18 protein-coding genes and 1 tRNA gene are annotated in these 25,095 nt (G+C 52.9%); 8 read left to right on the top strand and 11 right to left on the bottom strand.

All coding sequences use genetic code 11. The annotated features are described in order from the left end of the window. Position 1: 1 nt before the first annotated feature. Genes Pla22_RS04400 through Pla22_RS04410 form a run of 3 tightly spaced genes read left to right on the top strand, consistent with a single transcriptional unit; the run spans position 2 to position 3,585 of the window. Positions 2–1,039, top strand: a complete 1,038-nt coding sequence (locus tag Pla22_RS04400; RefSeq protein WP_146513533.1) for an ABC transporter ATP-binding protein — start codon at positions 2–4, stop codon at positions 1,037–1,039. After that, the gene (locus Pla22_RS04405) at positions 1,036–2,040 is read left to right on the top strand and encodes an ABC transporter ATP-binding protein (protein ID WP_146513534.1); all 1,005 of its coding nucleotides are present in this window, start codon (positions 1,036–1,038) and stop codon (positions 2,038–2,040) included. Before Pla22_RS04400 ends, Pla22_RS04405 begins: the two co-directional genes overlap by 4 nt. A 51-nt stretch (positions 2,041–2,091) precedes the next feature. Beyond that, positions 2,092–3,585: a DASH family cryptochrome gene (locus tag Pla22_RS04410; RefSeq protein ID WP_146513535.1), complete on the top strand. Its 1,494-nt coding sequence runs from the start codon at positions 2,092–2,094 to the stop codon at positions 3,583–3,585. 46 nt (positions 3,586–3,631) lie between these two features. On the opposite strand, the gene pdxH is transcribed toward Pla22_RS04410, so the two are convergent. After that, positions 3,632–4,273, bottom strand: coding sequence for a pyridoxamine 5'-phosphate oxidase (gene pdxH, locus Pla22_RS04415; protein ID WP_146513536.1), 642 nt, complete (start codon positions 4,271–4,273; stop codon positions 3,632–3,634). A gap of 141 nt (positions 4,274–4,414) precedes the next feature. Between pdxH and Pla22_RS04420 the strand changes: the two genes are divergently transcribed. Continuing rightward, positions 4,415–5,056, top strand: a complete 642-nt coding sequence (locus tag Pla22_RS04420) for a YqgE/AlgH family protein (RefSeq protein ID WP_146513537.1) — start codon at positions 4,415–4,417, stop codon at positions 5,054–5,056. 51 nt (positions 5,057–5,107) lie between these two features. Continuing rightward, positions 5,108–5,608 carry a cold shock domain-containing protein gene (locus Pla22_RS04425; protein WP_146513538.1) on the top strand — a complete coding sequence of 167 codons (501 nt, stop codon included), beginning with the start codon at positions 5,108–5,110 and terminating at the stop codon, positions 5,606–5,608. Positions 5,609–5,675: 67 nt separating this feature from the next. Here the strand turns inward: Pla22_RS04425 and Pla22_RS04430 are convergent, their stop codons facing one another. From Pla22_RS04430 to Pla22_RS04465, 8 genes are all read right to left on the bottom strand, one after another. Then, on the bottom strand, positions 5,676–7,670 hold the full coding sequence (locus Pla22_RS04430; RefSeq protein ID WP_146513539.1) for a hypothetical protein: 1,995 nt from the start codon (positions 7,668–7,670) through the stop codon (positions 5,676–5,678). A gap of 4 nt (positions 7,671–7,674) precedes the next feature. Then, on the bottom strand, positions 7,675–10,023 hold the full coding sequence (locus Pla22_RS04435) for an ABC transporter substrate-binding protein (protein ID WP_146513540.1): 2,349 nt from the start codon (positions 10,021–10,023) through the stop codon (positions 7,675–7,677). A 2-nt stretch (positions 10,024–10,025) separates the two neighbouring features. Then, positions 10,026–13,388 carry an outer membrane protein assembly factor BamB family protein gene (locus Pla22_RS04440; RefSeq protein WP_146513541.1) on the bottom strand — a complete coding sequence of 1,121 codons (3,363 nt, stop codon included), beginning with the start codon at positions 13,386–13,388 and terminating at the stop codon, positions 10,026–10,028. 80 nt (positions 13,389–13,468) lie between these two features. After that, complete coding sequence (locus Pla22_RS04445; protein ID WP_146513542.1) at positions 13,469–14,236, bottom strand: ExbD/TolR family protein; 768 nt, start codon at positions 14,234–14,236, stop codon at positions 13,469–13,471. A gap of 87 nt (positions 14,237–14,323) precedes the next feature. Further along, positions 14,324–14,791 (bottom strand): ExbD/TolR family protein, encoded by a 468-nt coding sequence (locus Pla22_RS04450; protein ID WP_146513543.1) that lies wholly within the window; start codon positions 14,789–14,791, stop codon positions 14,324–14,326. 58 nt (positions 14,792–14,849) lie between these two features. Continuing rightward, complete coding sequence (locus tag Pla22_RS04455; RefSeq protein WP_146513544.1) at positions 14,850–15,560, bottom strand: MotA/TolQ/ExbB proton channel family protein; 711 nt, start codon at positions 15,558–15,560, stop codon at positions 14,850–14,852. Between the two features lie 57 nt (positions 15,561–15,617). Then, the gene (locus Pla22_RS04460; protein ID WP_242631789.1) at positions 15,618–16,601 is read right to left on the bottom strand and encodes a hypothetical protein; all 984 of its coding nucleotides are present in this window, start codon (positions 16,599–16,601) and stop codon (positions 15,618–15,620) included. A gap of 82 nt (positions 16,602–16,683) precedes the next feature. Further along, on the bottom strand, positions 16,684–18,405 hold the full coding sequence (locus tag Pla22_RS04465) for a HEAT repeat domain-containing protein (RefSeq protein WP_242631790.1): 1,722 nt from the start codon (positions 18,403–18,405) through the stop codon (positions 16,684–16,686). Positions 18,406–18,656: 251 nt separating this feature from the next. Here Pla22_RS04465 and Pla22_RS04470 point away from each other — a divergent pair. The 3 genes from Pla22_RS04470 (at position 18,657) to Pla22_RS04480 (ending at position 22,133) form a co-directional block, all read left to right on the top strand. Then, positions 18,657–18,729 (top strand) — tRNA-Phe (locus Pla22_RS04470). A gap of 231 nt (positions 18,730–18,960) precedes the next feature. Continuing rightward, the gene (locus Pla22_RS04475) at positions 18,961–20,706 is read left to right on the top strand and encodes a sodium-dependent transporter (protein WP_207310292.1); all 1,746 of its coding nucleotides are present in this window, start codon (positions 18,961–18,963) and stop codon (positions 20,704–20,706) included. Positions 20,707–20,822: 116 nt separating this feature from the next. Beyond that, positions 20,823–22,133 (top strand): nucleotide pyrophosphatase/phosphodiesterase family protein, encoded by a 1,311-nt coding sequence (locus Pla22_RS04480; protein WP_242631791.1) that lies wholly within the window; start codon positions 20,823–20,825, stop codon positions 22,131–22,133. 9 nt (positions 22,134–22,142) lie between these two features. Here the strand turns inward: Pla22_RS04480 and dusB are convergent, their stop codons facing one another. Together dusB and Pla22_RS04490 are read right to left on the bottom strand one after the other, a co-directional pair. After that, complete coding sequence (gene dusB, locus Pla22_RS04485) at positions 22,143–23,174, bottom strand: tRNA dihydrouridine synthase DusB (RefSeq protein ID WP_146513545.1); 1,032 nt, start codon at positions 23,172–23,174, stop codon at positions 22,143–22,145. 71 nt (positions 23,175–23,245) lie between these two features. Continuing rightward, the gene (locus Pla22_RS04490; protein ID WP_146513546.1) at positions 23,246–25,039 is read right to left on the bottom strand and encodes an ABC transporter ATP-binding protein; all 1,794 of its coding nucleotides are present in this window, start codon (positions 25,037–25,039) and stop codon (positions 23,246–23,248) included. Positions 25,040–25,095 lie beyond the last annotated feature (56 nt).

The following is a 25,095-nucleotide window of genomic DNA, read 5'->3' on the forward strand; positions in this document are numbered from 1 at the left end:
CATGAACCGGCCCTTGCTTGAAGTCGACAACCTAGAAGTGTCGTTCCGAACGGACGAAGGATTGGTACGAGCCGTTCGTGGAGTCTCGTTTGACGTTCATGCTGGCGAAACGCTAGGGATCGTTGGTGAATCCGGTAGCGGAAAATCGGTGACCAACCTAGCAATGATGGGGTTGATTCCTATGCCGCCAGGCAAGATCGAGGGCGGAACGGCAATGTTTGATGGAGTCGATCTATTGCGTTCGAGCGAATCCGAGATCCGTAAGATTCGCGGACGCCGTATCGCTATGATCTTTCAAGATCCAATGACCGCGCTCAATCCGCTCATGACCATCGAACAACAATTGGTGGAAGCACCGCGTTTGCATCTGGGAATGTCTCGCAAAGATGCCAAACGGCGTGCTGCTGAAATGCTCGATGTTGTCGGTATCGCATCACCTGAAAAACGGATGCGAGACTACCCTCACCAATTCAGTGGTGGCATGCGGCAACGTGTGATGATCGCGATGGCGCTTTCGTGCGAGCCGGACTTGCTGATCGCCGATGAACCCACCACCGCGCTTGACGTCACCATCCAGGCTCAGATCCTCGACTTGCTATCCGAATTACAAGCTCGCAAGGGTACCAGCATTATCCTGATTACGCACGACTTGGGTGTCGTTGCGGGTCATTGTGATCGGGTCTTGGTGATGTATGCCGGGCGAGTTGTGGAAAAGGCGAGTACGGATGACTTGTTTGCCTCTCCTCGGCATCCTTACACCGCTGGACTACTCGAATCGCTACCACGTTTCGATGAAACTCACCGCGAACGATTGTTGGCAATCCCAGGCCAACCACCGGACATGACTAACGTACCCGATGGATGTTCGTTTCGCCCTCGTTGTCCGTATTCGATCGACCGATGCTCGGCCGAAGATCCACCACTGATTCCAGTCGGCGGTGATCGTGAATGCGCATGCTTGGTTGATTTGAAAACCGCCATTCGCCACAAGCCGATGATTGAAACCGAAAACGCGATCGAGCTGGGGACTGAAGCATGAGTTCATCATCGCCGCCACTGTTAGAAGTGGAAAACTTATCGGTTCATTTCCCATTCACGCGAGGGTCAATGTTTCGCCCCGAGCACGGTGTCATTCGAGCCGTTGATGGAATCTCGTTTCAGATACGAGAAGGCGAAACGCTTGGACTCGTTGGTGAATCGGGTTGTGGAAAATCAACAACCGCACGAACGATCGTGGGATTGTCAAAACCTACTAGCGGAAAAATCCGACTCTGCGGAGATTCGATTGCGGGACTTTCTGACCGAGCGATGTTGCCCTATCGGCGAATCGTACAAATGGTTTTTCAAGATCCATTCGCTTCTTTGAATCCACGAATGACAGTCGGAGGAATCATCGGTGAACCGATGGCGATTCACCGCCTGGCAAAAGGGAATGACCGTAAACTCGAAGTATTGCGTTTGATGGAATTGGTGGGACTTAACCCTAGGTTCCTTAATCGCTATCCACACGAGTTTAGCGGCGGACAACGACAGAGAATTGGAATTGCACGCGCCCTAGCCGTTGATCCGAAGTTGATCCTATGCGACGAGCCGGTTTCGGCTCTTGATGTTTCCATCCAAGCCCAAATCATCAATTTGATGATGGACTTGCAGCAAAAACTCGGGCTTTCGTACCTATTCATTGCTCACGACCTATCCGTTGTTCGACATATCGCCACTCGCGTTGGCGTGATGTATTTGGGACGCATTGCCGAGCTATCTGAAGCATCGGAACTGTACGCCAATCCGACACATCCTTACACCGAAGCGTTGTTGTCGGCCGTCCCCGTTCCCGACCCAGTGCTGTCACGAACTCGACAACGCATCAAGCTTGAGGGCGAAGTCCCATCCCCGGATCGCCTTTATCCAGGTTGCAACTTTCATGAGCGGTGCCCGCTTGCGGAAGCTTACTGTCGTGAGAAAAGGCCTCAATTGATTCAGATCGGTGAATCAGAGGACCACGAAGTCGCTTGCTTGGTGAGAAATCCCGCAGCCGTTTGACAGATGGCCACAATGTCTTGATCGAACTTCTTCACTCACGACTGAGCTTTCATGACGACTTCGCTAGTTTGGTTTCGAAACGACCTTCGCCTGCACGACCATCGCGCACTTAGTCGAGCCGTTCAGCAATCCGATCAAGTGGCCTGCGTATTCGTGGTCGCACCGTCGGCATTCGAACGAACAAGCTTCGGATACGAACGTGTTGGCCCCTTCCGATTGCAATTTTTACGCGAGTCTTTGATAGACCTGCGAGACAACCTTCACAAGATTGGCGGTGTGCTGCACGTCGTCGTTGGTGAACCTGAAATTGTGCTTCCTAGGATTGCTGCCGACATTGAAGCTTCGACGGTTTACTGCCACCAAGAATACGCCACTGAGGAAACGACGACGCAAACTCGATTGGAAAGCTCGCTTTGCGAATCGGGATGTTCGCTTGAAGTGTCGTCAGCCAACACGTTGCTCGAAGCGGACGACCTACCGTTTCCGATCGACGAACTACCAGAACTCTTCACACACTTCCGCAACAAGATTGAGCATCGCACCGAAGTTCTATCGCCCTTAGCTGCACCGACTCGAGTTCCACGTCTTGACGAAAAGACATCCGCCAAGATCCCAGACCAACCAATCGACTCGATTGATTTGCTATGCAGAAACCCCAGCCGTGACGATGACCAAGCAACCTATGTCGATCGAGCGGTCTTGAAATTCGTTGGTGGTGAATCCGCCGGCCTCGCGAGGGTTGATGACTACCTATGGAAAAGTGATTGCCTGCGGACGTACAAAGAAACTCGCAACGGAATGATTGGTGCAAACTACTCGTCCAAGTTTTCCGCGTGGTTGGCGATGGGATGTTTGTCACCTCGGAAGATTTACGAAGAAGTATTGCGATATGAAAAGGAACGCATCCGGAATGAGTCAACGTACTGGATGTACTTCGAATTACTTTGGCGAGACTATTTTGCGTTTGTGGTCGCCAAACATGGCCAGCATGTTTTTCAAGTGGGAGGCCTTAGACAGGAGTCGTTGGACTGGAACCAAGACACCGCGTGGTTTGATGCATGGCGGAAAGGAAAGACCGGCTATCCGTTGATTGACGCCAACATGCGAGAACTTGAGGAAACGGGATTCATGAGCAACCGTGGACGCCAAAACGTTGCCAGTTTTCTTACCAAGAACTTGGGTATCGATTGGCGGATGGGAGCCGAGTGGTTTGAATCTCTTTTGATCGACTACGATCCTTGCAGCAATTACGGAAATTGGAACTACGTTTCCGGAGTGGGAAACGACGCCCGATCGTTTCGGTGGTTCAATCCTATCAAGCAAGCCTCGGACTATGACCCCGAAGGTAGCTACGTAAAGCATTGGATACCTGAACTCGCCAGCGTACCGAGCGACAAAGTTCATACGCCGTGGAAGTTGAGCCAAGAGGAACAGCATCGTTATGGAGTCGTGATTGGTGATCACTACCCTGCCCCGTTGGTTGATCTGTTTCAATCTGCCGATGTTCAAAAGCAACGGTTCATGAAAGCTCGATCGCACCGATGAAATCGTGGCAGGAACGCTTGCCGGTACCATCTACGCTGAACGTCGTTCACGGTGCCAGTCGCACGATGTTCCAATTGCCGACATCGCGTTGGTATAAAATTCGGTCATGCAGACGACTCGGTCGGCCTTGCCAAAATTCAATCTTCATGGGTTCGACTGCGTACCCACCCCAGTGTTCGGGGCACGGCACCTCTTTGCCTTCGAAGGTTTGTTGCAACTCCTTCATCCGCGCATCTAATTGGTCTGCCGTCACAACCGTCGATTGTTCACTTACATTCGCACCGAGTTGACTTTCACGAGGTCGCGAATGGAAATAGTCCTCGGATTGTTGTCGAGACGTTTTAGTCACTTTGCCTTCAACCCGCACTTGTCGCTGCAAGTGTGGCCAATAGAAACACAGGGAGGCCACGGGGTTGTCCGCCAAATCCTCTCCCTTGGCCGAAAGGTAGTTCGTATAGAACAAGAATCGTCCGTTTTCGATTCCTTTCAAAAGCAGGATGCGTGAGCTTACCGCCCCTGAACGGGTAGACGTCGACACCGTCATTGCATTGATCTCGACCCAATCCGGTAGATCGGCGAGCTCTGCTTCGCCAAACCAGCGTTGAAACTGAACCAATGGGTCTGAATCGACGTCTTTCTCGGACAGACCACCCATGGTGTAAGTCTTACGCATGCTGTGAATCGACATTCTGAGTCCTTGTTCCTATTCTTCGACCGCGAATTTTGAAGAGCGAACGGCTTTTGGCGCGCCGGTTGCCTCTCTTTGTAGGTCGAAATTGAATCACTGCCAACGTGGCAGTAATCGGTCACCTGTGCGCCTGGATATTACATGAACGATTCGTTGACGGGTCATTTATTGGTCGCTTCTTCCCTTGTTACCGATCCCATTTACGCCGGTGGCGTTTGCTTGGTGGTCCACGAGGACGGTGGGCAAGTAATCGGAGTGATGCTCAATCGACCGATGAAACCAAGCCCTGAAGCTTTGTTGACGCTGCTAAAGAATCATCAGTCCGCCGATCAGGATTCGCCGTCCAAATCAGAGTCTGGCAACCGTCTTGCGCCGCCCTCGTCGCCGGTTCAACCTTCCCCTCAGAGCCTTTCCATCATCGAATCCTTGCACTTTGGGGGACCGATTTCCGGACCTGTGGTAGCAATTCACCAAGATTTCAAAATGGCCGAAGCGGAAACGGGAGACGGAATTTACGTCGCAGCACAAAAGCATCATTTGGAACAATTGGTCCAGGAACGTCAAACTCCGTTTCGGCTCATTGTGGGGCATCTCGATTGGACTCGCGAACAACTGAATGCCGAGATCTTGGCAGGGATTTGGCACTGCGTACCTGCCACCCGTCAGGCGGTTTTTGCTGCTCCGCAAGACATGTGGGCGAGCGTAATTCGCCGGGCAACCACGAATTCTATGTCACGTTGGTTGGGACTCCCTGACCTAATCAACGCCAACGAGTTAAACTGACCGAAACCTTTCCGTTTCTCCGTTTATCCTGCTCGGCAGCTTTAGATCTCCATGGAAGACAAACCTCGACCTTCGAAACCCGTCTATCGTGGTGCACCCCACCAGCGAGATGCTGCCCCCAAGTCAGATCTTCCGCCTCGACCTCGACGCCCCAAGTCGCCGCCGCCGAACGCAAAGACCCTCGAGGAAATCAAACGCAAATTTCGCATTCAACGTAAGCGTTTGGGAAAGATCATTGCGTTAAAGCCGGATTCGACTTTCGGTTTTATCGACGCCGAGGATTTTCGCGAAGATGTGTTTTTTCACCGCGACGTCTGGCAAGGAATGGAAACCAGAGGTGATCGACAAGTTCGCATCAACCCAGAAGAAGGCATGTGGGTCGAGTTTGAAATCGACGACATTAGGTTCGAAGCGGAAGGTAAGCTTCGTGCGACGGTGGTACGTCCTACTCGACGTCCGATTGGCCGCAAACTATCGGGCCGCGACGCTACCTTTAACATCGTCACTCATCACCCTCGCGCTCGCCGAAAACGGCCTACCTGGCGCGAATGAATTGATCGAATCGGACTTCGCTGTATCGCGATATCATTACGACGCAATCGTGACGAAGTGATCGCCATCATTGCGTGGGCGTAGTCTCGGCCACGTTTCCGCTTTCGTCATCGGCCACGGCAACCTCTTCCCCCTCATCATCATCCTTGGGTTTGGCAGCCGGTAGTTTTCCGCCATTCTGGGTGGCTTTGATGATATCAGTTTCTAAATCGCGAATAAGCTTAGGATTGATATGCTTTGCCAATAGGTCGCGAGTCGTCGTGAACATTTGGTCGACTTGGCGACGTTGATTCGGCCCCTCTTTTTCAAGCAGCTTTAAGTAGATTGCTTGCTTCTTCCCCATGTCATCGGCAAGTGCCTCGTTGCTGGGCTGTTCGTTGAGTGCGTTCATCAGCTCTTTTGCATTGTCGAGTTCGCCTCGCTCAAGTCTCATGCGAATACGAGCTTTGAACAACTCACGAACAGCAACCAAGTCGATGATCGAATTCTGGACACCTCGAATGTACGCTTCGGCTTGCAAACGCAAATCGTCACCACGTAAGTCGGCGATGACAACCGGCTCCAGACCAGGAACCATGGGCAGACGAGCCAGCACTGCTCCACCGTTCTTAACATACATCAATCGAAGTGGTTCATCGGTTCGATCGACCTTCAACCTACCACTCCAATCAGTACGCCCAATGAATGTCATGCTTTTAGATGTTAGTTCTTTTTGGTAGATCTCATATCCGATAAGCGGTTCGTTCGGTTTTCCTTGAGCATGCAAACGCAAGATCGTGTGATCCTGCTGAGGCTTGGCTTTGATCGCCGTTCGGAACGTTCGATTATTCTTGCGACCTTGCAGACCACCACTTCGACCAGCGTAAAAGTCCATCTCTACCGAAGTGCCTTCACGTTTATCGACGACAAGGTAAGCCCAATCGATCGGACCAATCAAAAAGGGATTGCCGTTTCGGTCATTCTTTCGAGTCAATGGCCTCAAAACGTCACCTGCGGACACTAGGCCTGGTGATTCGTCGGTGATGATCAACCCAGATGCGCGGAGCAAACCCGAAGCATTCTTCTGGCCTGCGTTGTCGATGCGAACCGTAGGCGCAAACGCATCCATCAAACCTAAACCAACGGTCTGACTAGGCGTGGCACCAACGTTGATCGGCATTCGGCTAACAGGACCGAAATATCGCATGAGCACATCCATCTCGACGATCTCTACTCGCGGATGCACATCGTTGGTCTTCACGTTGACCAAGTAAACCTTATCGAAGTCTTCGACCTGATCGGCAATCAAACCTTGGACGTCGGGTTTAACCAACTTGGCCTCGGGTTCATCCAGAGTCAGGGCCAGCCCTCGCGAGACAAGAATGGCTTCGGTACTTGGATCCGTCCACTTTTCCGCCACAACAATCGGATTGTCGCTGACAACTTCAAAGCGCTGCACTAATCCACCAAGCGTCGCGTCACCGCTTGCTTCACCGCGAGCCACAAGAGAATCAACTGCATCCTTAGTCGTGTAAATTTTCTTGACGAACTTGGCGACGTCGTCAGCCACTCGAATGCGAATGGCCTCGTCGTGATCTTTCTTCACCGCCAATACCGGATCGACCCCAGTGATCGAGTCGTAGTTAAGTAGCCCCATATCGCGATTCATGATCGCGTGCAGAGAAGACGGCGTTTGCCGAACTTTCATTCGCCAGATCGAAGCGAAGTCTCGATCCAAAAAGTCTCGTAGAGGTTCAGCAATCGCATCCGCGTCGAACCTTGCGTCGTCTGAAGCCACCCACACCAAAACTCGGTATGGTGAATAATCCCATGCTTCGTTTGCAACGTCGTCCTGATCGGATTCCGCTACGACATCCTCCGAAACGGTCGCTTTGTCGGAACCACTACCTGCTTCACTGGCATCTGGAAGTGGCGATGAACTTGCAGCAGGTGCATCATCTTGGACGTCCGCCGCAGTAACAATACTCGGGATCGTAGCCTGACCCCAAAACGCTACGAAAAGAAACACCAGAGTGCTGCATGATCGAGGTCGAGACCATCGAAACGTGAACTGATTTATCATGAGACTAGTTTCCGATCCGCCAATTGTCGGCATTCTGGTAAAGCGAAACGATGTCGCTACCCATTCCAATAAGGTCTCGCCGATACGCGTAGGAGTCGACCATTTGCCAAAGTGGAATGATGGGCAACTCGTGATGCGAGATTGCGTGCAAACTAATCAGCCCGTCGCGAACCTCTCGCCAATTCTTAGCCTCTTCGATCCTACGCAACCCCAACCCAACTAGCTGATCGTTACTCTTGGCGAGCCCCTCGGGACCAAGCACTCGGCGAGCGTCGATCACCGGTTCCCAAACCGCAGCGGAGACATAAACGATGTCAGCGATGTCTTCGTCGGAATTTGGGAACGTTCGGCCAACCGGAAGTTCAACCAATTCCACTTCAAGTCCGATCAATTCCCATTGGCTTCGAATTGCTTCACACGCGACGCGAGACATGTTATCGCTAGGAAATGCCAAGCGAATGGGTGTAAGCTCGGGCACTTCTTCTTTCTTACGCTGAGCCATTGATTCCATTTGGTTCTTATTCATCGCTAACAACAATTTCGCCAGCGGCGGTTCATAGTTGCGAGGCTTGATATTGCGATCGTAGGCGTAACCTAGCGGGTCATTCAGCTCGATTCCCGCTGGGAAAGGCCCTGACAGTACTCGACAACCTTCAAAGTCGAGACCTTCGAGCAGTTCACCTTTGAGGATGTCTTCCCGGTTGATTCCGTAGACCAACGCGCGCCGGAACGTTCGCTCGGCAAGATAGGGATGGTCCGAACACGGTACCAACATGTGAACGGTGGGTAATGGATAGTTGACGACCTTCACGTTTCGGCTTTTTCTTAGCCGCACCGCGTCAGCGGGAAACAATTGATCGAGCACATCCAATTCACCTCGAAGCAACTGGCCGACCCCTTCAGCACCCGAATCCAATCGGTTCTCGACGATTTCACGAGGTTGGTTTTCCGTTTTGGGTTTTCCCGACAACACGTAACGAACCAACTTATAATCGTCTTCCACCAAGTCCGTTCGATAATCGCCAGTCGGAGATCCAGGTTCGCCACCAAACCAGCTTCCATCAACGGGAATTTGCAGCAAACAGATGGGCAAGACATGAGGGCGACGCAGGTTAAACGAAATCTGCTGCGGTCCGTCCAACGCGATGGTTTCCACCGCCGCCGCCCATGGCGAGAAATACTCTGAAGAGTTTTTCTGAGCTCGACGAGCCATCACGTCAGCTAGGTAATAGCCTTGGATTTGATCCAATGGCGGTTTGAGCTCCTGCGGAGTAAGCATCAAGTCAAACTGCATACGATTGGGATTCATCTCCGTATCGCCGAAGATAAAACTGTACTCACCACCCTCTGGTCCCGCGCCCTGGATTTCAAACACGGTGCGGTAGAGCAATCGACCAGCGCGGCGAGCCGCCCAGTTGTCGATCCGAGTCGGTTCAAATACCGTCGCTGACTGCAACACACCAACGTTGACCAACGGATACGTGTTTTGAATCTGCCTTAATAGTTGAGTGTTGCCTTCGAGGTTGGGTTCAACGTACGCGCTTTCGCGAATGAAACGACGAGCGGATCGGTAGTCCTTTTCTTTAAAGGCCGCTATCGCTTGGTCTTGCTTGGCCTTCGCCATAGCCATGAATGTGTCATTCCATTTTTTGACCGCGTCGATCTTTTCGTTGGGATAATCCGATTCGATGCGAGTGAGCAACTGACGCGCGAGATCCAATTTTCCGTCTTCGACCAAGCCCTTCATCAAACGATCAATCACGCCGCTCATGGCCTTGATCACCTTGGATCGCTCAAAGCTTGGGTCGTATGCTTTAAGTTCTTCTAGCATCGCCAGCGTGGAAGCCCATTCCTGCTTTTTGGCGCGAGAGATCGCGTCCTTCCAAATGAACTCGCTACGCAACTTTCGCAGGCCGGGACGATTGGGGAAATCACGGATCAAGACGGAAAGGAATGGATAAGCACCAACAAAATCCGCTTTAGCGATACGCTCTTTTGCTTCCCGTTCCAGTCGGACTTCCCAAAGGTCAATCCTTTCGATGTCCGACCACTTGCACGTGAGGTCTTTACCCTCAACGCCCAGCACTTGAAACTTCACGCTCCCCGATGGGCTTGACGGTGGTTTTCGCCCAGGGAAATCTAGCAGGTGTGCTTTGCACCAGCCGCCACCAGACTTTTCCGTAAAGTAAATGATGTCGTGCGGCTCTTCTTGCAGAAGCGCTAATCCAGGCTCTTCCGGCATGCCTTCTTGCGCGAAGTTAAGAAGTTGCGCGGACGCATCCTTCCCTCCCAATACACCCGAGAGAGCGAACACCAACAATATTAATGACAGATTGTAAATCGGTTTCCTCATGCTTAATTGCCCGGAACTTCCGTGATGTAAATCACTCCTTCGGCGCCGGGTACTAACAAGCTCTTTCCTACCAAAATTGGTGAAGACGAAAGAGGTTGCCCCAAGTCGGATTGCCCCGTCAAATTGCCACTCGATGCATCGAGCTTCAACAACCATCCGGTACTTCCTGCCAGCAACCATTCCTCGCCCATTTCAACGGGAACCCCTACCGGATTGCCATCGGGGATGGAAATCGAAAACTTCTCACTGCCGTCCGGCCCAAACGCTCGCAGATTCCCATCATCCGTCTTGATCAATGCATAGTCGTTGGTCGCCACGGGGCCCCACACGATCCTGCCGCCTAAAAGCGTACGAAACCCCTCTTCGAGCGATTCCATATCATGGCCAACGAGGTAATCCGCTGCCGGTCCGGATGCTCCCGCGATAAACGTGTCATTGACTGACGCAGCGGCTCCCAAGAACTCGGTCTTGATGTCTTTAGAAGACAACTCTCGAATCAGACCATCGACCCGCAGACGATAAATTTTCTTTCGACTATCGGCGACGATGATCTGGTTGGGATCATCGGATCGCGCGACTGGATTGGTCCACTTCACCGTCCCCGCTGGATCGCTGGCGGGCTGGAAGGGTGCTCCGATGACAGCTCCGGTTTGCCAATTAATCAAGACGGCTCGCCCAGTCGTCAATGGCATGAACAATCCGCCACCGGCGTAGATCATCCCACCGCTTGGCTGACCGGCAGGCAGGCTCATTGTCACTTGCCTGAGTTTTTCATTCTCACGCTGCGGTGCATAAACCAGAACGGTTTCTCCACCACCTTCATCCAAGAAAGCCACTCGTCCATCTTCCATCGCGACGGGTTTCTCAAATCGAATATTGACGGATCGTCGCCCCGGGTTTTCGAGCGGTCCTTTTGTTGAACCTGATGCCAAAGATTCACGGTCAAGAGCAAACAAAGCAGCCTGGGAAGTAACCGAATGAAAACCTCCCTCTGGTGCGGTCCCAATCATAGAAATTGGAACCCCCACATCCGTTCGCCAAATCTCTTCCCCTGTTTTAGGATTAGCGGCGGTCACGCGAGTGGCCGAGGTTCCGCGAAGCACGCGAGCGTAAACCAAGGTGTCATCCGCGATGAATGGTTTCCCGATGAAACGATCGAGCTCGTGAAGACTCCAATCGCGAATCACTTGACCAGTACTGATTTGCAACTTGTAGCGTCCTACGCGAGTACCCGTGATCCACATCGCGCTGCCTTGAGGATCGACCGCCATTTCAGTTGCGGTGGGCTCGTCATAGAACGGAGGCAAGCTCGCCACCACGGAAACCTTGTCTCCCTCGGCGGCCAATTCGATATCTAGAACCTTCACCTCACCGAGGTCCGTAAGCACGATCAATCGACGGCCTTGGATGATCGGCGACACGCGAACATTCCCCGCTAGGCGGATCGGATCCTGAGCGACCTCGACTTGCTCGCCTTGCTCGTTAACTTTCAGAACATGAACGAAGGCGTACTTGGTGCCGGCGTTTTCAATCACGAACAAGTGACCAAACAACGGAACCGGTGGGACAGCGATCGTACCTTCTGAATGCCCGGTGTAGAAACTCTCGACACAGGTGCCATCTTGAGCGTTAATCACGTAAAGATTGCTGTGATTGCCAGGCATGTAGATTCGCCGGAGTCGACCATCAACCCCAGGCCCGGTCTCGAGCCCCTGGGGAATTAGAGTCGCCCATTTGGCATCGCCAGAATCAGCATCCATGGAGATCAATCGTCCGCCATCGGTCGCCACGAAGACATCACTCTTGACGACAACAGGCTCACTAAACGGCTCTCTCATTCGGGCTCGCCAAATCACGTCGCCGGTCTCGGCATCGCAGCGAATGATATCGTTGGTGGAAGATTCGCTAAGCAGAACGCCCAATCCATCCTCCACACCGACCGGCGGCAAGTCATCAGAACTACCGACAAACTTTCGCCATTTCAATTTGCCGCTGTAGCCATCGAACGCCAACACGGAACCACCAGCTCGCAGGTAGAGAGCTTGCCCTCGCAAGTCCGGCGCTTCACGTCCTGCCAAGGATGTAAGCACGATGGACCGAGCAGCCTTGGATTCCGTTTGTCCCGGACTCGTCTCGGGAACATCCTTGGTCTTGGAGACTAATTTTTGTTGCGTGTCACTGGCTTCAGCAATCAAAACACTTAGCCGTTCGTGGTCATACAATTCGGGATAGTCACGAAGCAGAGCCTTCCGAGTATCGTAGGCGTCCTTCGTTTTCTGCTCTTTCAGCGACGCGATCATCTCAGCTTCGGCGATATCCAAGTCTCGGTTTCGGCTGATGTCTCGCTGAACCTTTGCGCGAGCCTCTTCGATACTCTTGATTTGCCCTTCCAAAGCGACGCGACTGGTACTGGACATGTACTGTGGGTTTTCCATCAGCTTGCTGTGCTGATCAAGAGTCGCGAGCAGTTCTTCTTTGCGACTTGTCTCGCCCGCTTTCCCTGCAGCCGTTGCAATGTTCTGAGCGATTTCGACCAACAACTGGGCTAAGTTGTTGCGTTCTTCGTTCATGCCTTTTTCATCGGCAATCGTTGGCAATAGTTCTCGCGCCTTAGTCACGCCTTGTTCAGGTTCCTGCTTGAACGTTGCCGCCTTATACAACTGAGTCATCACGATGCGAGTTCGGGCGAGTGACGAGTACTCCGTTTCTTCGCCGAAACTTTCTAAGAACCCGACGTACTTGCCTTGCGCAGCCTCGTAATTTTGTTGTTCGTAGGCTGCATTGGCATCGCCAATCACCGCTTCAACGCTCTCGCGTGACAAGATGAAATACAACGCTCCACCAACAACAAGTAACAACGCAATGATCCCGAGGTAGCCGTAAACCTTGAACGAATCCCAAACCGATTTCTGTGGTGGCGGCTTTCGACGCGTAGGTTGTGGACGATTGGCCATTGGAGTACTCCCTACTCCGCCGCCCATCGTTCCCATCGAACCTGACTCCACCGGCATCGCTTCAACCGGCACGGCTTCCATTGGAACCGCTTCAACAGCGACCGCTTCACCGAACACGTCGTCGTCATCAACGGCCGATACCATTTCCACGTCGGTGGCGACATCAAGTCCAGCGGTTAGATCGACCTCTTCCACTTCAACGGGTTCATCGTATTGGCTGCTACGCAATTCTCCGATGAGCTTGGAGGCTTGAAACGTAGTCAATTGGCCATTGTCAACTAACAACTTAGCGACCGCCTCGGGGGTCACACGTGACCCACCTTGATCGAGTTGTTGACGTAGTGCTTCGATGATCTCTTGATCAAGCAAACCAAGTCGCTCAAGTCGGTCGATCAAGTCTTTAGCGAGCATAAATTCTAAGTATCTGGTTTTAGGTAGTAAGTAGTTTGCGACATCAGTGGTCAGCTAAGAACAGCCGGAGCCGTTCTTCGTCAGTCAAAGCTGTCGACTTGAGTAACTTCGAGTTGGGCGTAGCCTGCGATCGTCCCTGCGTCCATCGCATCAACGAGCGCTTTGAGCTTTGCCATTTCATGGACCTTGATTACCAATCGCATCCCGTCCTTGTTGGCGGCAATTGCTTCACGCAGTGCTGAAATCAAGTTCTGCTTGCCGGGCGTTTCGCGTTCCCAATCTGGCGCCATCACCAGGAACGATCCAAATTCGTCGACCTGAAGTTCGACCATGTCGAGATCTTCGGTTTCTTCTTCGATGACCGCGGTACTGGGTGCGTCGGTTTGTTGACGCGGCATCATGATTGACTTTTGCAAACTGAACGCGGCCGTCACCATGAAGAAGATAAGCAACAGGAACGTCACATCCACCATCGGTGTCATGTCCATCTCTTCCTCGGGTCGATTGCCCCGCGGAAGCACCTTGTCGTCCTCATCTTCATCGTCATCGCTTGCGAACTGGCCACCGGCCGACGCAGCATTGGGCATCGAGGGAGTCGCCATCAAGGGTGACGGCGATAGATCGCTGGCAACGTCGATTTCAACGGGATCAACGCTCACCGGTTCAGCCTCGACAACCTCAACATTGATGGGCTCGACTTCAATAGCTTTGGCTTCAGAGGTCTCGACCGTCAATTCGGGAACCGCCACCGCGTTCTCGCAGCTCGGACAACGTACACTTCGCCCCGCCAAACGCTCGTTGACGTGGTGACTACTTCCGCATGCTTGGCAGGTTACTTCGATGGACATCAGACGGCCTTGGGTTGGCTAACGAAAACGCAGATGCAATGAGTGATTAGAAAAACAAAGGAGTTGAGAAACACGAGTCTTAACGGTTTAGTTTTCTTTGACCGCGATGTACGTGGCATCAAGATCTTCAAACGCATCACCGATGATTTTTTGTATTCGCGTTATCTGACCTACGTTGACGTCAGCGTCGCCAAAAAGCATGACGTGTTGCTTACTTGCACCAAGTGACTTTTCTAACTCGGAAGTGATGTACTCAATGATCTCGTTTGCCTGAGCATCTTCGTCTCGGGAAAACTCAGAGCTGTCAATCTTGGACAAGATCACCGAATCGTTGGGACCTGGATTGACGAAAATCACAGCCGCATTTTTTGCAGCAATCGCCAAACCGTTGTCCGCCTCAGGAATCGTGCCGATCTTGGTGGGGTCCATGGTTGAACACACAACGAAGAAGATCAGCAACAAGAACGTGATGTCGATCATCGGAGTGATATCCATCTCGTCGTCGTCGCGTTTCTTACGCGGCAGCATCAGATCTTCGTCTTCGTCGTCGTCCATTATTAAATTCAAGTGGGTTTATTGGGGGATGTTAGTTCAATCGAATCCACGTTCTTCATCACTCCAGTTTGGATTGAACGGCTAAAGGTTCGACGGACTGGCCCGCTGAGGCATTGGGGCGAGCGGCTCCCGAAAACCGGCCGAGATTTTCGCGAAACGCAACCATGAATCGAGCCAAACCTGACCCGACAAGGTCTTCCATTTTGGCAATTCGAATATTCACACTGGCAACGAGGATCATCAACGGAATTGCGATCGCCAAACCGCAAGCCGTAGTTCGAAGAGCAACGTTGATATCGTCGGCCAAGGCCGAGGGCTCCACTGACTCAGCCGTCGCAAGCGTCTTAAACGCTCCCATCATGCCGAACACGGTCCCGAACAATCCGATCATGGGAGCACTCTTGATCACTGTGCTGACCCAGCTCAATCGGTATTCAAGGTCACTCATGACGTCGCGTTGAAAACGGTCCATGACAAATTGACGAGCTTTCTTGTAGCCGAGTTGGCGATGGGTGCACGCCATTTCGGCAATCTGAGGAATCGCACGGTTGTCCCCGTCGCAATACTCAACCACTCCATCAAAATCGCCGGCGTCAAGCATCTGCTCAACGTCATCCATGAAAACGTCTTGCTCCTCTTCCGTCTTGAAACGCTTTTGACCGACGCGAGTCCAAACAACAACGATGCAATAGAGTCCCCAGAGCGCATTAGCAGCGAGCGCAAAGTAGGTCGTCTGAGAAATAAGGTCAAACAAGTCAGCAAAGATCATCGGTGCTGAAGTCCTGTACAAAAAGTGAAGAGGTTAGTTGATCAATTGAAAAGTGAATTAACGACGTGGTTTGCGATAACGTTGACTAATCACTTTGAACGCATACCCATCGCCTTCGGCGGTGCTTTCAAAAACAGTCTTGGCCAGTTCGGTCACTGATTGGTGGCCTTTAGATTTGGCGAAGTCGAGTTCTATTTTGGCGAGTAGGTTTTCAAGATCCTTGGGGATCAATTTCAAAGTGCTACGACCGTCAAGTTGCACACCGGCCTGGGCCAACATTTGCCGGTCGTATTGCAGCAACGGGCTAGCGGTCTTGAACATGAAGTACAAGCGTTTTTCGGTGGAAGCGTCAGCGATGCGTCGAGCTTTCGGGCTCGAGACAAGGTTGTTGACGATGTCGAGACCTTGGATTTTCCCACCGACGGCTCCCAACTCGATCTTGTAATAGTCGAGTTGCTTGGCGTAGGCCGTTTTGTCACGCGCACTGAAGTCAAGTTGCCACCGTTCGAACCGGGGGACGATATCTTCGCCTTCGCCTTCGGGACCAGGTGGCCGACTGTCACCGGCGCCAGTACCAGAAGTGGTTGCTGTAGCCGCGGTATCATTCGTGGTGAGCGACGCGGCAACGCTACTGACCGCATCCGTGACGGCCTCGATGGTGTCCTGTAAAGTCGGCTCCATCAATTCCTCGACCTCTTCGGCCCCCGGCGGTTCAAAGTCGCGTTCAAACCCTTCAGGGTTTTCTCCGCGACCGGCGGGGTTCTCGATGATCGGTTCAATGGCGACTGGCCCAAATGAGAACCGACTGGTCAACCATATGATGAACAGCATCGTGACAAAGATACCGATGAACAGCATCAACGCCATGAAAAAGGACGTCACCACATCGAAATGGCTAACGCGAAGGCGTTCTCGCTCTTGCTCTCGCTCGGCCTGAATCTGCTCGCGGCGTGTTTGGGAATCATGCGCATCGACATTTCCCACGACTTCGACCGAGTCGGCGTTATCCGAATTACCAAGTGAATCGTTCACCGAAGCCACCGTGGGAACCTAAAAAGGCAAATGCAAGAAAAGAAAAAATGAAGCAAGAGAAGTGAAAGCGAATCGCGATCGCCACCGGGGTTTAGAGATCATAGTCCAAAAAGACGTGAGTCGGATCAACGGTGCGGTACCAGTCTCGCCATTTGTCCTGGACTTTTGAAACTTCCTGCTTCCAACGGTCCTTGACCGCGTCGTCGGCACTTGGGGGTGGACTTGGCGGCAGATCGTAACCATCAAACTTGCGACTGATGAACCGGAGCCCATCACGTGCGAAGCTCTGCACCACGCGATCCGGGTCGCTGAGTGCATAGATCAATGCCGGGGCGACTCGCAGTTCATCGCTCTTGCCCAACAACTTGGCTGCCACACGACGGGCTTGGTAGGAACGACTCCCGCGAACCAAACGCTCAAGCCGATCGATTTGGGCACGACGTGCCTTCGGATTGGGGTCGAGATCCAGATCATCGGGCAGCGATTTGTCACCAAGACTATCGGCGTTCTCATCTTCTTCGAGGATCGATAATAGGTCGGTAACCTGAGTGGCAATAGCCTGACCCTTGATTTGACTTCCATCGACACGAATGTTGGTGGTGTCTTCAGGAAATCCATAGCCGCCGGTAAGAGACCCTTGGCTGCTTTGGAAGATCGCTTTCTGAGTACTACGGATCAGAAACAGAAGAGCGAACGATGTGCTAACAATCGGCGACGTATGGGCTCGATCATCCCAACCACCGCTGGCCCCTTGGAACGATTTCAGTTCCGCAGCGATTTCGTTGTACCAATCGGGACTCTTGTCCTTGGGGCGACCGTAGGCAATCTCCACAAACGACTCGTAGCGTTCACGAGTGTAGATGATGTAGTAGTAGAAGTCGCTCGACTTGGGCCGAGTGTAGGGATTCGCCACTCGCCACTGATCAAAAAAGCTTGCTGAACGCTTGACGGGTTCTTGCGAAAGCTTGACCTTCCCTCGTCTTTTTTTATTGGCGTCTTCTTTGTAAAGCTGGATTGCCTTGGGCAGACCTGGGACACCGGGGTCAGCTTCATCAACGGTATCGCCCCACAGACGCAGCGCATCGCCAGCAATCAACAGACTGCTACCGCCCGCCAAACCCATCGACATCCCGACTCGTTCCCTTTGAGCGACGAGACCTTTTCCGGGGCCAGGGTCGTAAGCCTGATAGGGCCAAGCGCCTCGAATATCCTGCACCCTCATCAACCACTCGGCACAAGCAGCAACCTTGCCGTAGTCCAAAGGAATTCCATTTCGATCCAACGTCCAGATAGCCAAAACCACGTACTGGACCTGAGAAATATCCCCCGTGGCGTATCCTGGATACCCAAAACCTCCACCAGGCATCTGATGATCCATCAGATGATGCTGGAACGATTCCAACTGAGGCTTGTATCGAGCAGCGTCCACCTCGGCCAGCAACAGCGTTGCGACGGGAATTTCGTAGTTTCGCTTGTGACCGTGCTCGCCTGCCCCATTTTCAAGAGCCTTTTGCATGGCCAAAGCGGCTTGCACCCCCCGCTTCACCACCGGATTGTCGGGATCATGCCTGCATTTGTAGTGAGCGTAGGCAGCCAAAATCGGAACACCTGAATAGTCGTCAAATGACCCAGGATTGGGCATCGTCATTTTTTGACTTTCCAGGTAGGCAACCCCGCGATCGATCATCTCTTGGACCACTGGGTCATCAGGCGAATAGGCGTGACTAGCAAATGGCGAAATGCCGTGCATCAGCGTGGCAAAGGCAAGGAAAACGAACCAGCCGAAAACTCGCTTCGTTTTTTGAGATTGCATGGGATCCAACCGAATATTTTTGGGGTCATCTAAGCAAAAGGAGACCTGACTAGCCTCAGATTGCGACGTGAACCAATTGACGAATTGTTTTATGATACCTACCATCCGAATTAATCGCGATGAGCACCCGGACTAATCACAATCGTTTAGGGCGTGTGTTTGCTGAACAAACTCGTGTATACCGGTCGTTCAGATCATCCCGATTGAAAGATTGTCGAGTTGATTTTGCTCGGCAATGCTTTGTGATTTACGGTTAGATAGCTCAGTTGGTAGAGCACGGCCCTGAAAAGGCCGGTGTCGGCGGTTCGAGCCCGCCTCTAACCATTTTCTCTTGGGTGTCACTACGTTCACGGGCGACGAGATTACCTTCTCGCTGCCCAAATGCGTGTCTTCTTTCTTATAGGCGACATCCCCTGGTCATTGCGAACGCCGCAGGCCGTTTCTTTATGGTAAAGTCGTGCCGCAGAGCGGAAAACAGACATTTTCCGCTTTTTTTGGTCGCATCAAAGTCCAGCTAGCCTCACGAATCTTCCGCAAGGAAAAAGGGTCGCGGTCATGAAAGACTCGCCTTACCAGCCGCCGTCGGACAATCCCGGTGACAACAACGATTCCGCCGACAACGATTCCATTGCCAATCACCAGGACAACATGGACTCAGAGCACACGAATTCGCAAAGCGAAACCAGCGATAACGCTGGCTCTGCGGATTATATCCCGAAGGAGCAATGGGGATCGCGAATTGGAGTCATCCTGGCGGTTGCCGGATCAGCTGTGGGCCTGGGCAATTTCCTGCGATTTCCCGGTCAAGCGGCGCAAAATGGCGGGGGAGCATTCTTGCTTCCCTACTTCATCTCGCTTCTAGTCCTGGGCATCCCGTTGTGCTGGGCCGAATGGACGATGGGACGGTTCTCGGGAGTCCGGGGATTTCACTCGGCACCAGGCGTATTTAGCATCGCGTGCCGGAACGCGAAGGCACGCTACCTAAGTGTCTTTGCCTTGTTAATCCCGCTGGTGATCTACATGTATTATATCGTGATCGAGGCATGGTGCCTTGGTTACGCCTGGAACTACGCCACGGGCAACCTGATGCTTGGCGCCGACCCAGACGCCTACACAGGGTTCTTCAACGATTTTGTTGGTGCTGAACAGGACGGATACACGTTTGGCCCAGGCATAAAACTGCTTGGCTTCATCGCGATCACGTTCCTTGTGAACTTCGTCTTGATTTATCGCGGAGTTTCCAAAGGCATTGAGACGTTTTGCAAGTTCGCCATCCCCCTGATGACGATTTGTGCGATTTGCGTGTTGTGTCGAGTCCTGACTTTGCCTCGCGACCAAGTCATGGCGGGCTTGGGGTTCATGTGGAATCCCAAACCCGAAGCACTGCTTAATTCACAGACTTGGCTGGCCGCTTCGAGCCAAATTTTCTTTAGTCTGTCGGTCGGCTTTGGCGTGATCATTAACTACTCGAGCTACCTGTCAAAGAAAGACGACGTCGTTCTGAGTGGTCTCACCGCATGCAGCATGAACGAGTTTTTCGAAGTCTGTTTGGGCGGAATGATTACGATTCCCGCTGCTTTCATTTTTCTGGGTGTCAGTGCGGCCAGCTTTACTACGTTCGGACTTGGCTTCAACGCCCTCCCCAACGTATTTGCTCAGATGCCAGCGGGACAACTGTTTGGATTCCTGTGGTTCTTCATGCTGTTCCTGGCGGCAATCACCAGCAGTCTGTCGATGCTGCAACCGGTCATCGCTTTCCTAGAAGAGGGCTTTGGACTTGAGCGAAGAGCATCGGCTTCCATCCTCGGTATCATCGCGCTGTCGGGAACGATGTTCGTCGTCTACTTTTCAGCCGGTTTGACCGCGCTGGACACGTTCGATTTCTGGGTGGGTACATTCCTGATTTTCGTGCTCGCGATGGTCCAAGCAGTGATCTACGGCTGGGTCTTTGGAATCAAACGGGGTGCCTACGAATCTTCGATTGGCGCCTACATCAAGATCCCAACGCCCGTGCATTACCTTTTGAAATACATCGTCCCGGTATACCTAGGCGTGATCTTCATTGCATTCATTTACCAAAGCGTTTTCGACAGCGTGAATGCTGAAACCGGCGAAGTGAAAGAGGGATACCTCAAAGCCGTTCTGAACAATGAGGTAGCGTTGATGTCTGTGATCTTCCTGACTGGCGTGACAGCGTTGCTATTGATCCTGATTCACCTCGCTGGCAAACGCTGGGAAGCCGACGGCCGAATGGCAGCGGCGATTGAATCAGCGTCCTTTCCCACCAAACCTGGAAACTAGACCATGACGTTAACTACAGGTGGAATGATCGTGATGCTACTTTCCATCAGCGGAGTGCTTTTGCTGCTGGGATTTTGCTTGTTCAAAGTCTTTACTTTGCCGCCGGTCAAGTAGCTGTGACGCGGCCCATTGTTGTCATCAACGTCGTCGGCCTGACACCCCGACTGTTACCGCACGCGCCGCGGATCTCAGCTTTGGGCGCATCGAGAGCTTGGACCAGTCCGCTGCCTGCGGTCACAAGCACGTCCCAAGCAACGATGTTGACAGGGCTTTCTCCTCGCGAACACGGAATCGTAGGCAATGGTTGGTTTTATCGAGACACGCAAGAGATCCGTTTCTGGCAGCAAGCCAGTTCGCTAGTCCAAGGCCCCAAGTTCTACGACGGCGTCGAGACCGCCAAAATGTTCTGGTGGTTCAATCAATCGTCAGGCGTGAAGTATTCAGCGACTCCGAAACCGCACTACGGGTGCGACGGGTCAAAAGTCTTTGACATCATCGACAATACCGGATGCGATTTGACTCGCAAACTTGGCCCGTTTCCATTCTTCTCCTTTTGGGGCCCCAACGCGGGGCTTCCCGCCTCGGACTGGATCGCGAAAGCCACAGCCGCCGTGATTCGAAAACAGAAGCCGTCCCTTACGCTCGCCTATTTGCCACACCTGGATTACGACTACCAACGCTTTGACGTGCAAGACGTCGCAAGGGTCGCCGAAGTTGATCGTTGCGCTGGCGAAATCATCGACGCGGCAAATGAAATCGGAGCGATAGTAATTGCGGTAAGCGAGTACGGCCTTGGTGCGGTGTCACGACCTGTTCACCTCAATCGCGAACTCCGCCGACGCGATTGGTTGACGGTCCGCGATGGACCGTTTGGTGAAATGCTGCTTCCTGGTGAATCAGAAGTATTCGCCGTCGCCGATCATCAACTTGCACACGTTTACGTTCGCAACCGAGACCTCATCCCCGAGGTTCGGCGAGAACTTGAGTCGATCGACGGCGTGGCTGCGGTCATCAATCCTGGCGACATCGAACTGGACCATCCCCGCAGTGGCGAGCTGATTGCATTGGCCGACTCGGATGCCTGGTTTACCTATTACTACTGGCTCGACAACCAGCGAGCCCCGGACTTTGCCAGCACCGTTGATATCCATCGCAAGCCTGGATACGACCCGTGTGAATTGTTCATGACGAGTAAAGTGCGAGCGATCGGACGTGTTGCTCAGAAAAAACTGGGAATGCGATACAAGATGGATGTCATTCCGCTCGACGCCACACTTGTCAAAGGCAGCCACGGTTTGCACCCAAGCGATGACAGCGATGGCCCTTTGATCGTCGGCCCGGGTGACCTACCCGATGACATGCGAGGTTTCGCCGACTACGCGACCAACCTACTTCGCGGCGGTGCTAATGATGAACAGCCCCGTTGATCAAGCTCGCTAAGACATGACGCGTTCGCGGTTGTCGATCACAGGAAAATACTCGTCCACCACCGCATAGAACTCTTCGGCACTAGAAACCTTGGCGACGTGCATCCGGAAGAATCTCGCACCATGCTTACCTTGCGCGTAACAGCACGCGTACTTTCGCATCAGCACGGTGCCCTTCTCTTCACCGAAACGATCCACCACCAACTTATAGTGATTAAGCATCACGTCGCGTTGCTGTTGCATCGTTGGATCTGGAGGAATCGGTTCTCCACGCAACGCTGCAGCGGCTTGGGCAAAGAGCCAAGGTTTACCCAAACAAGCTCTCGCAATCATGACCCCGTCGACATCATAGTTTTCAAACGCAGCAACCACCTTCTCGGCCGAATCCAAGTCGCCATTTCCAATGAGCGGGATGTTGCGAAGGTGAGATTTGATTTCGCTGATTCGATCCCAATCGGCATTGCCTCGAAACATGTCCTTGGCAGTCCGACCATGGACGGTCAACGCAGCGGCCCCAGCTTCTTCAACGACCTGGGCGACCTCGTTGCAATTGACGCTTTCAGGCGAGCAGCCTAATCGAATCTTGGCCGTAACAGGCGTCGGAGCACAAGCTTTGACCAGTTGGCTAATGATGGCATGCATGCGTTTAGGCTCGCGAAGCAAGTAGCTTCCGCTGTGCGCCTTCTCGGTCACCTGACGCACCGGACAACCAAAATTAATATCGACGACACTGACGCGATACTCCTCAGCCAAACGACGCCCCACCTTCGCCATCGTCTCGGGGTCGTTGTCCCAAATCTGTACAGCCAACGGCCGAGCTTCTTCAGCCACGCCCCACAAGCGATCGGGGTGCTCGGCTTCATGCTCATCGAGCCAAACGAAACCACGAGCGTTTACCATTTCGGTTGCCAACAGCCCCGCCCCGCCGAATCCGCGTACGATTTCGCGGAAAGCGGCATTCGTGAACCCAGCCATCGGAGCTTGCAGAATCGGCGGATCGATAACGAGGTCACCGATGCGAAGGGGCGGAGGCGTTTTCACGGAACAGAAACTCTTGGGGAATGGTTTAGCGACCCGAATGGATTAGCAGAGACATTCCGGGTCAAGGAATTCTACTCATAACCGCTCAGTTCGAGCCACTTTGCTTCCGCTTCTTCGATTTCGACGCGAAGTTCTTCGATCCGAGTGTGCAGCTTCATCGCCTCGTCAGGGTTCGTCTCAGTCGACATTTTCGTGTCGAGCTTCTTTCGTTCATCATCCAAACGGGCAATTTTCTTCTCTAGATTCTTGATTTCCTTCTCGGTCTTCCGCTGATCCTGTTTCTCTTTGCGGTAATCTCCGACGCTCGTTTTGCCGGCGGACTTGCCTCCGGCGGCAGTTCCGGAACGCTCACGTTCGCCTTCGTCGATTTCACCTTCGACGCTTTCGAGGTAGCTGTCGTAGTTACCGAAGTACAATTTCACTCGTCCATCGCGGACCTCGACCACGTGAGTCGCCACTCGTCGCACAAAGTGACGATCGTGGCTCGTGAAGATCACGGTTCCTTTGTAGCTGTCCAAAGCCGTGGCCAAAGCCTCAACCGTCTCGACATCCAAGTGGTTCCCCGGTTCGTCGAGTACGAGCACGTTGGCAGTACCTAACAACAAGCTTGCCATACACAACCGCGCGCGTTCGCCACCGCTGAGCACCTTAACTTTCTTTTGGATGTGTTCATCGCGAAACAACAATGCGCCGGCCATCGCCAGCAAATCCTGCCGCACCAGATTGCTGTCGGAGTTGTATTCGAGGTGTTCGATGACTGTTTGACGCTCGTCAAGCGAAGTGTAGACGTGCTGGGCATAAGTTCCGATTTCGATGTTGTGCCCCCATTTCATCGAACCTGCGAGCGGCTCAAGTGAATGAACGAGCGTCCGCAGCAACGTCGTCTTGCCCTGACCGTTGTCACCCACGATCGCAATCCGCTGACCATGCTCGATCTCTAAGGCGATCGTGTCGGCGATGACATGCTCGGGTAGATCTTTGGTAGCCGGATAGCCAATCGCCAAACCCTCGCATCGCAGCGCCGTCCCGCTTCGAGGTTCTACCTTGGGGGCTCGAATGTAGACGGTTGGCTCATCAACTTCGATCTCGGTGGTTTGCAATTTCTCGAGCTGCTTGGCTTTGCTGCGTGCCTGAGAAGCGGTCGCTGCGCTAGCTCGGTTCTTTTCAATGAAGCGTTCGAGTTGTTTTTGCTTGGCGATCACTGTTGAGTTCACTCGTCGATCATGCTCGCGTCGTTCTTCGCGATACTCAAGAAACGCGTCGATCTTTCCCGAGAACATGGTCAATTTGCCACGCGAAAGTTCAAGCGTTTGAGTACAGGTCGCTTTTAGGAAAGCGCGATCGTGGCTAACGATCAATGCGGCTTTACCGAAGTCACGAAGGAAGTGTTCGAGCAGGATCTGCGTCCGCAAGTCCAGAAAGTTCGTCGGCTCGTCGAGCATCAACATGTTGGGGTCATGCAGCAGAAGCGCCGCCAATTTGACTCGAGTTTGCCAACCGCCTGAAAGTGCTTTGACGGGTCCTTCCAGATAAGCTCCCTTTAATTCGAACTGCCCCGCGACTTCGCCGCACTTCCAATCCGGCTGACCACTGTCACGCATTAAGAAATCGAGTGCTGATTCGTCGGGCTTAAACGGGTCGTGTTGCCGCAGATAGCCAATCCTTAGCGAAGGATGGTGGATCACTTCGCCCTTTTCGAGCTCCTCATCACCGAGCAACGCGCGTAGAAACGTGGACTTCCCGGCTCCGTTTCGGCCAATGAAGCCAACTTTGACATCGTCGGTCAACGAAACTTCGGCTCCGTCGAGTAAAACCTGATCACCGTAGGCTTTGTGAGCGTCTCGTACTTGAATCAGAACGGGCATGGGAAAAGCGTAAAAACAATTGCTAGGAAAAGAAACGAAACAGGTTCACCGCGTCG

It is taken from the genome of Rubripirellula amarantea, from assembly GCF_007859865.1.
GTDB classification, from domain to species: Bacteria; Planctomycetota; Planctomycetia; order Pirellulales; family Pirellulaceae; genus Rubripirellula; species Rubripirellula amarantea.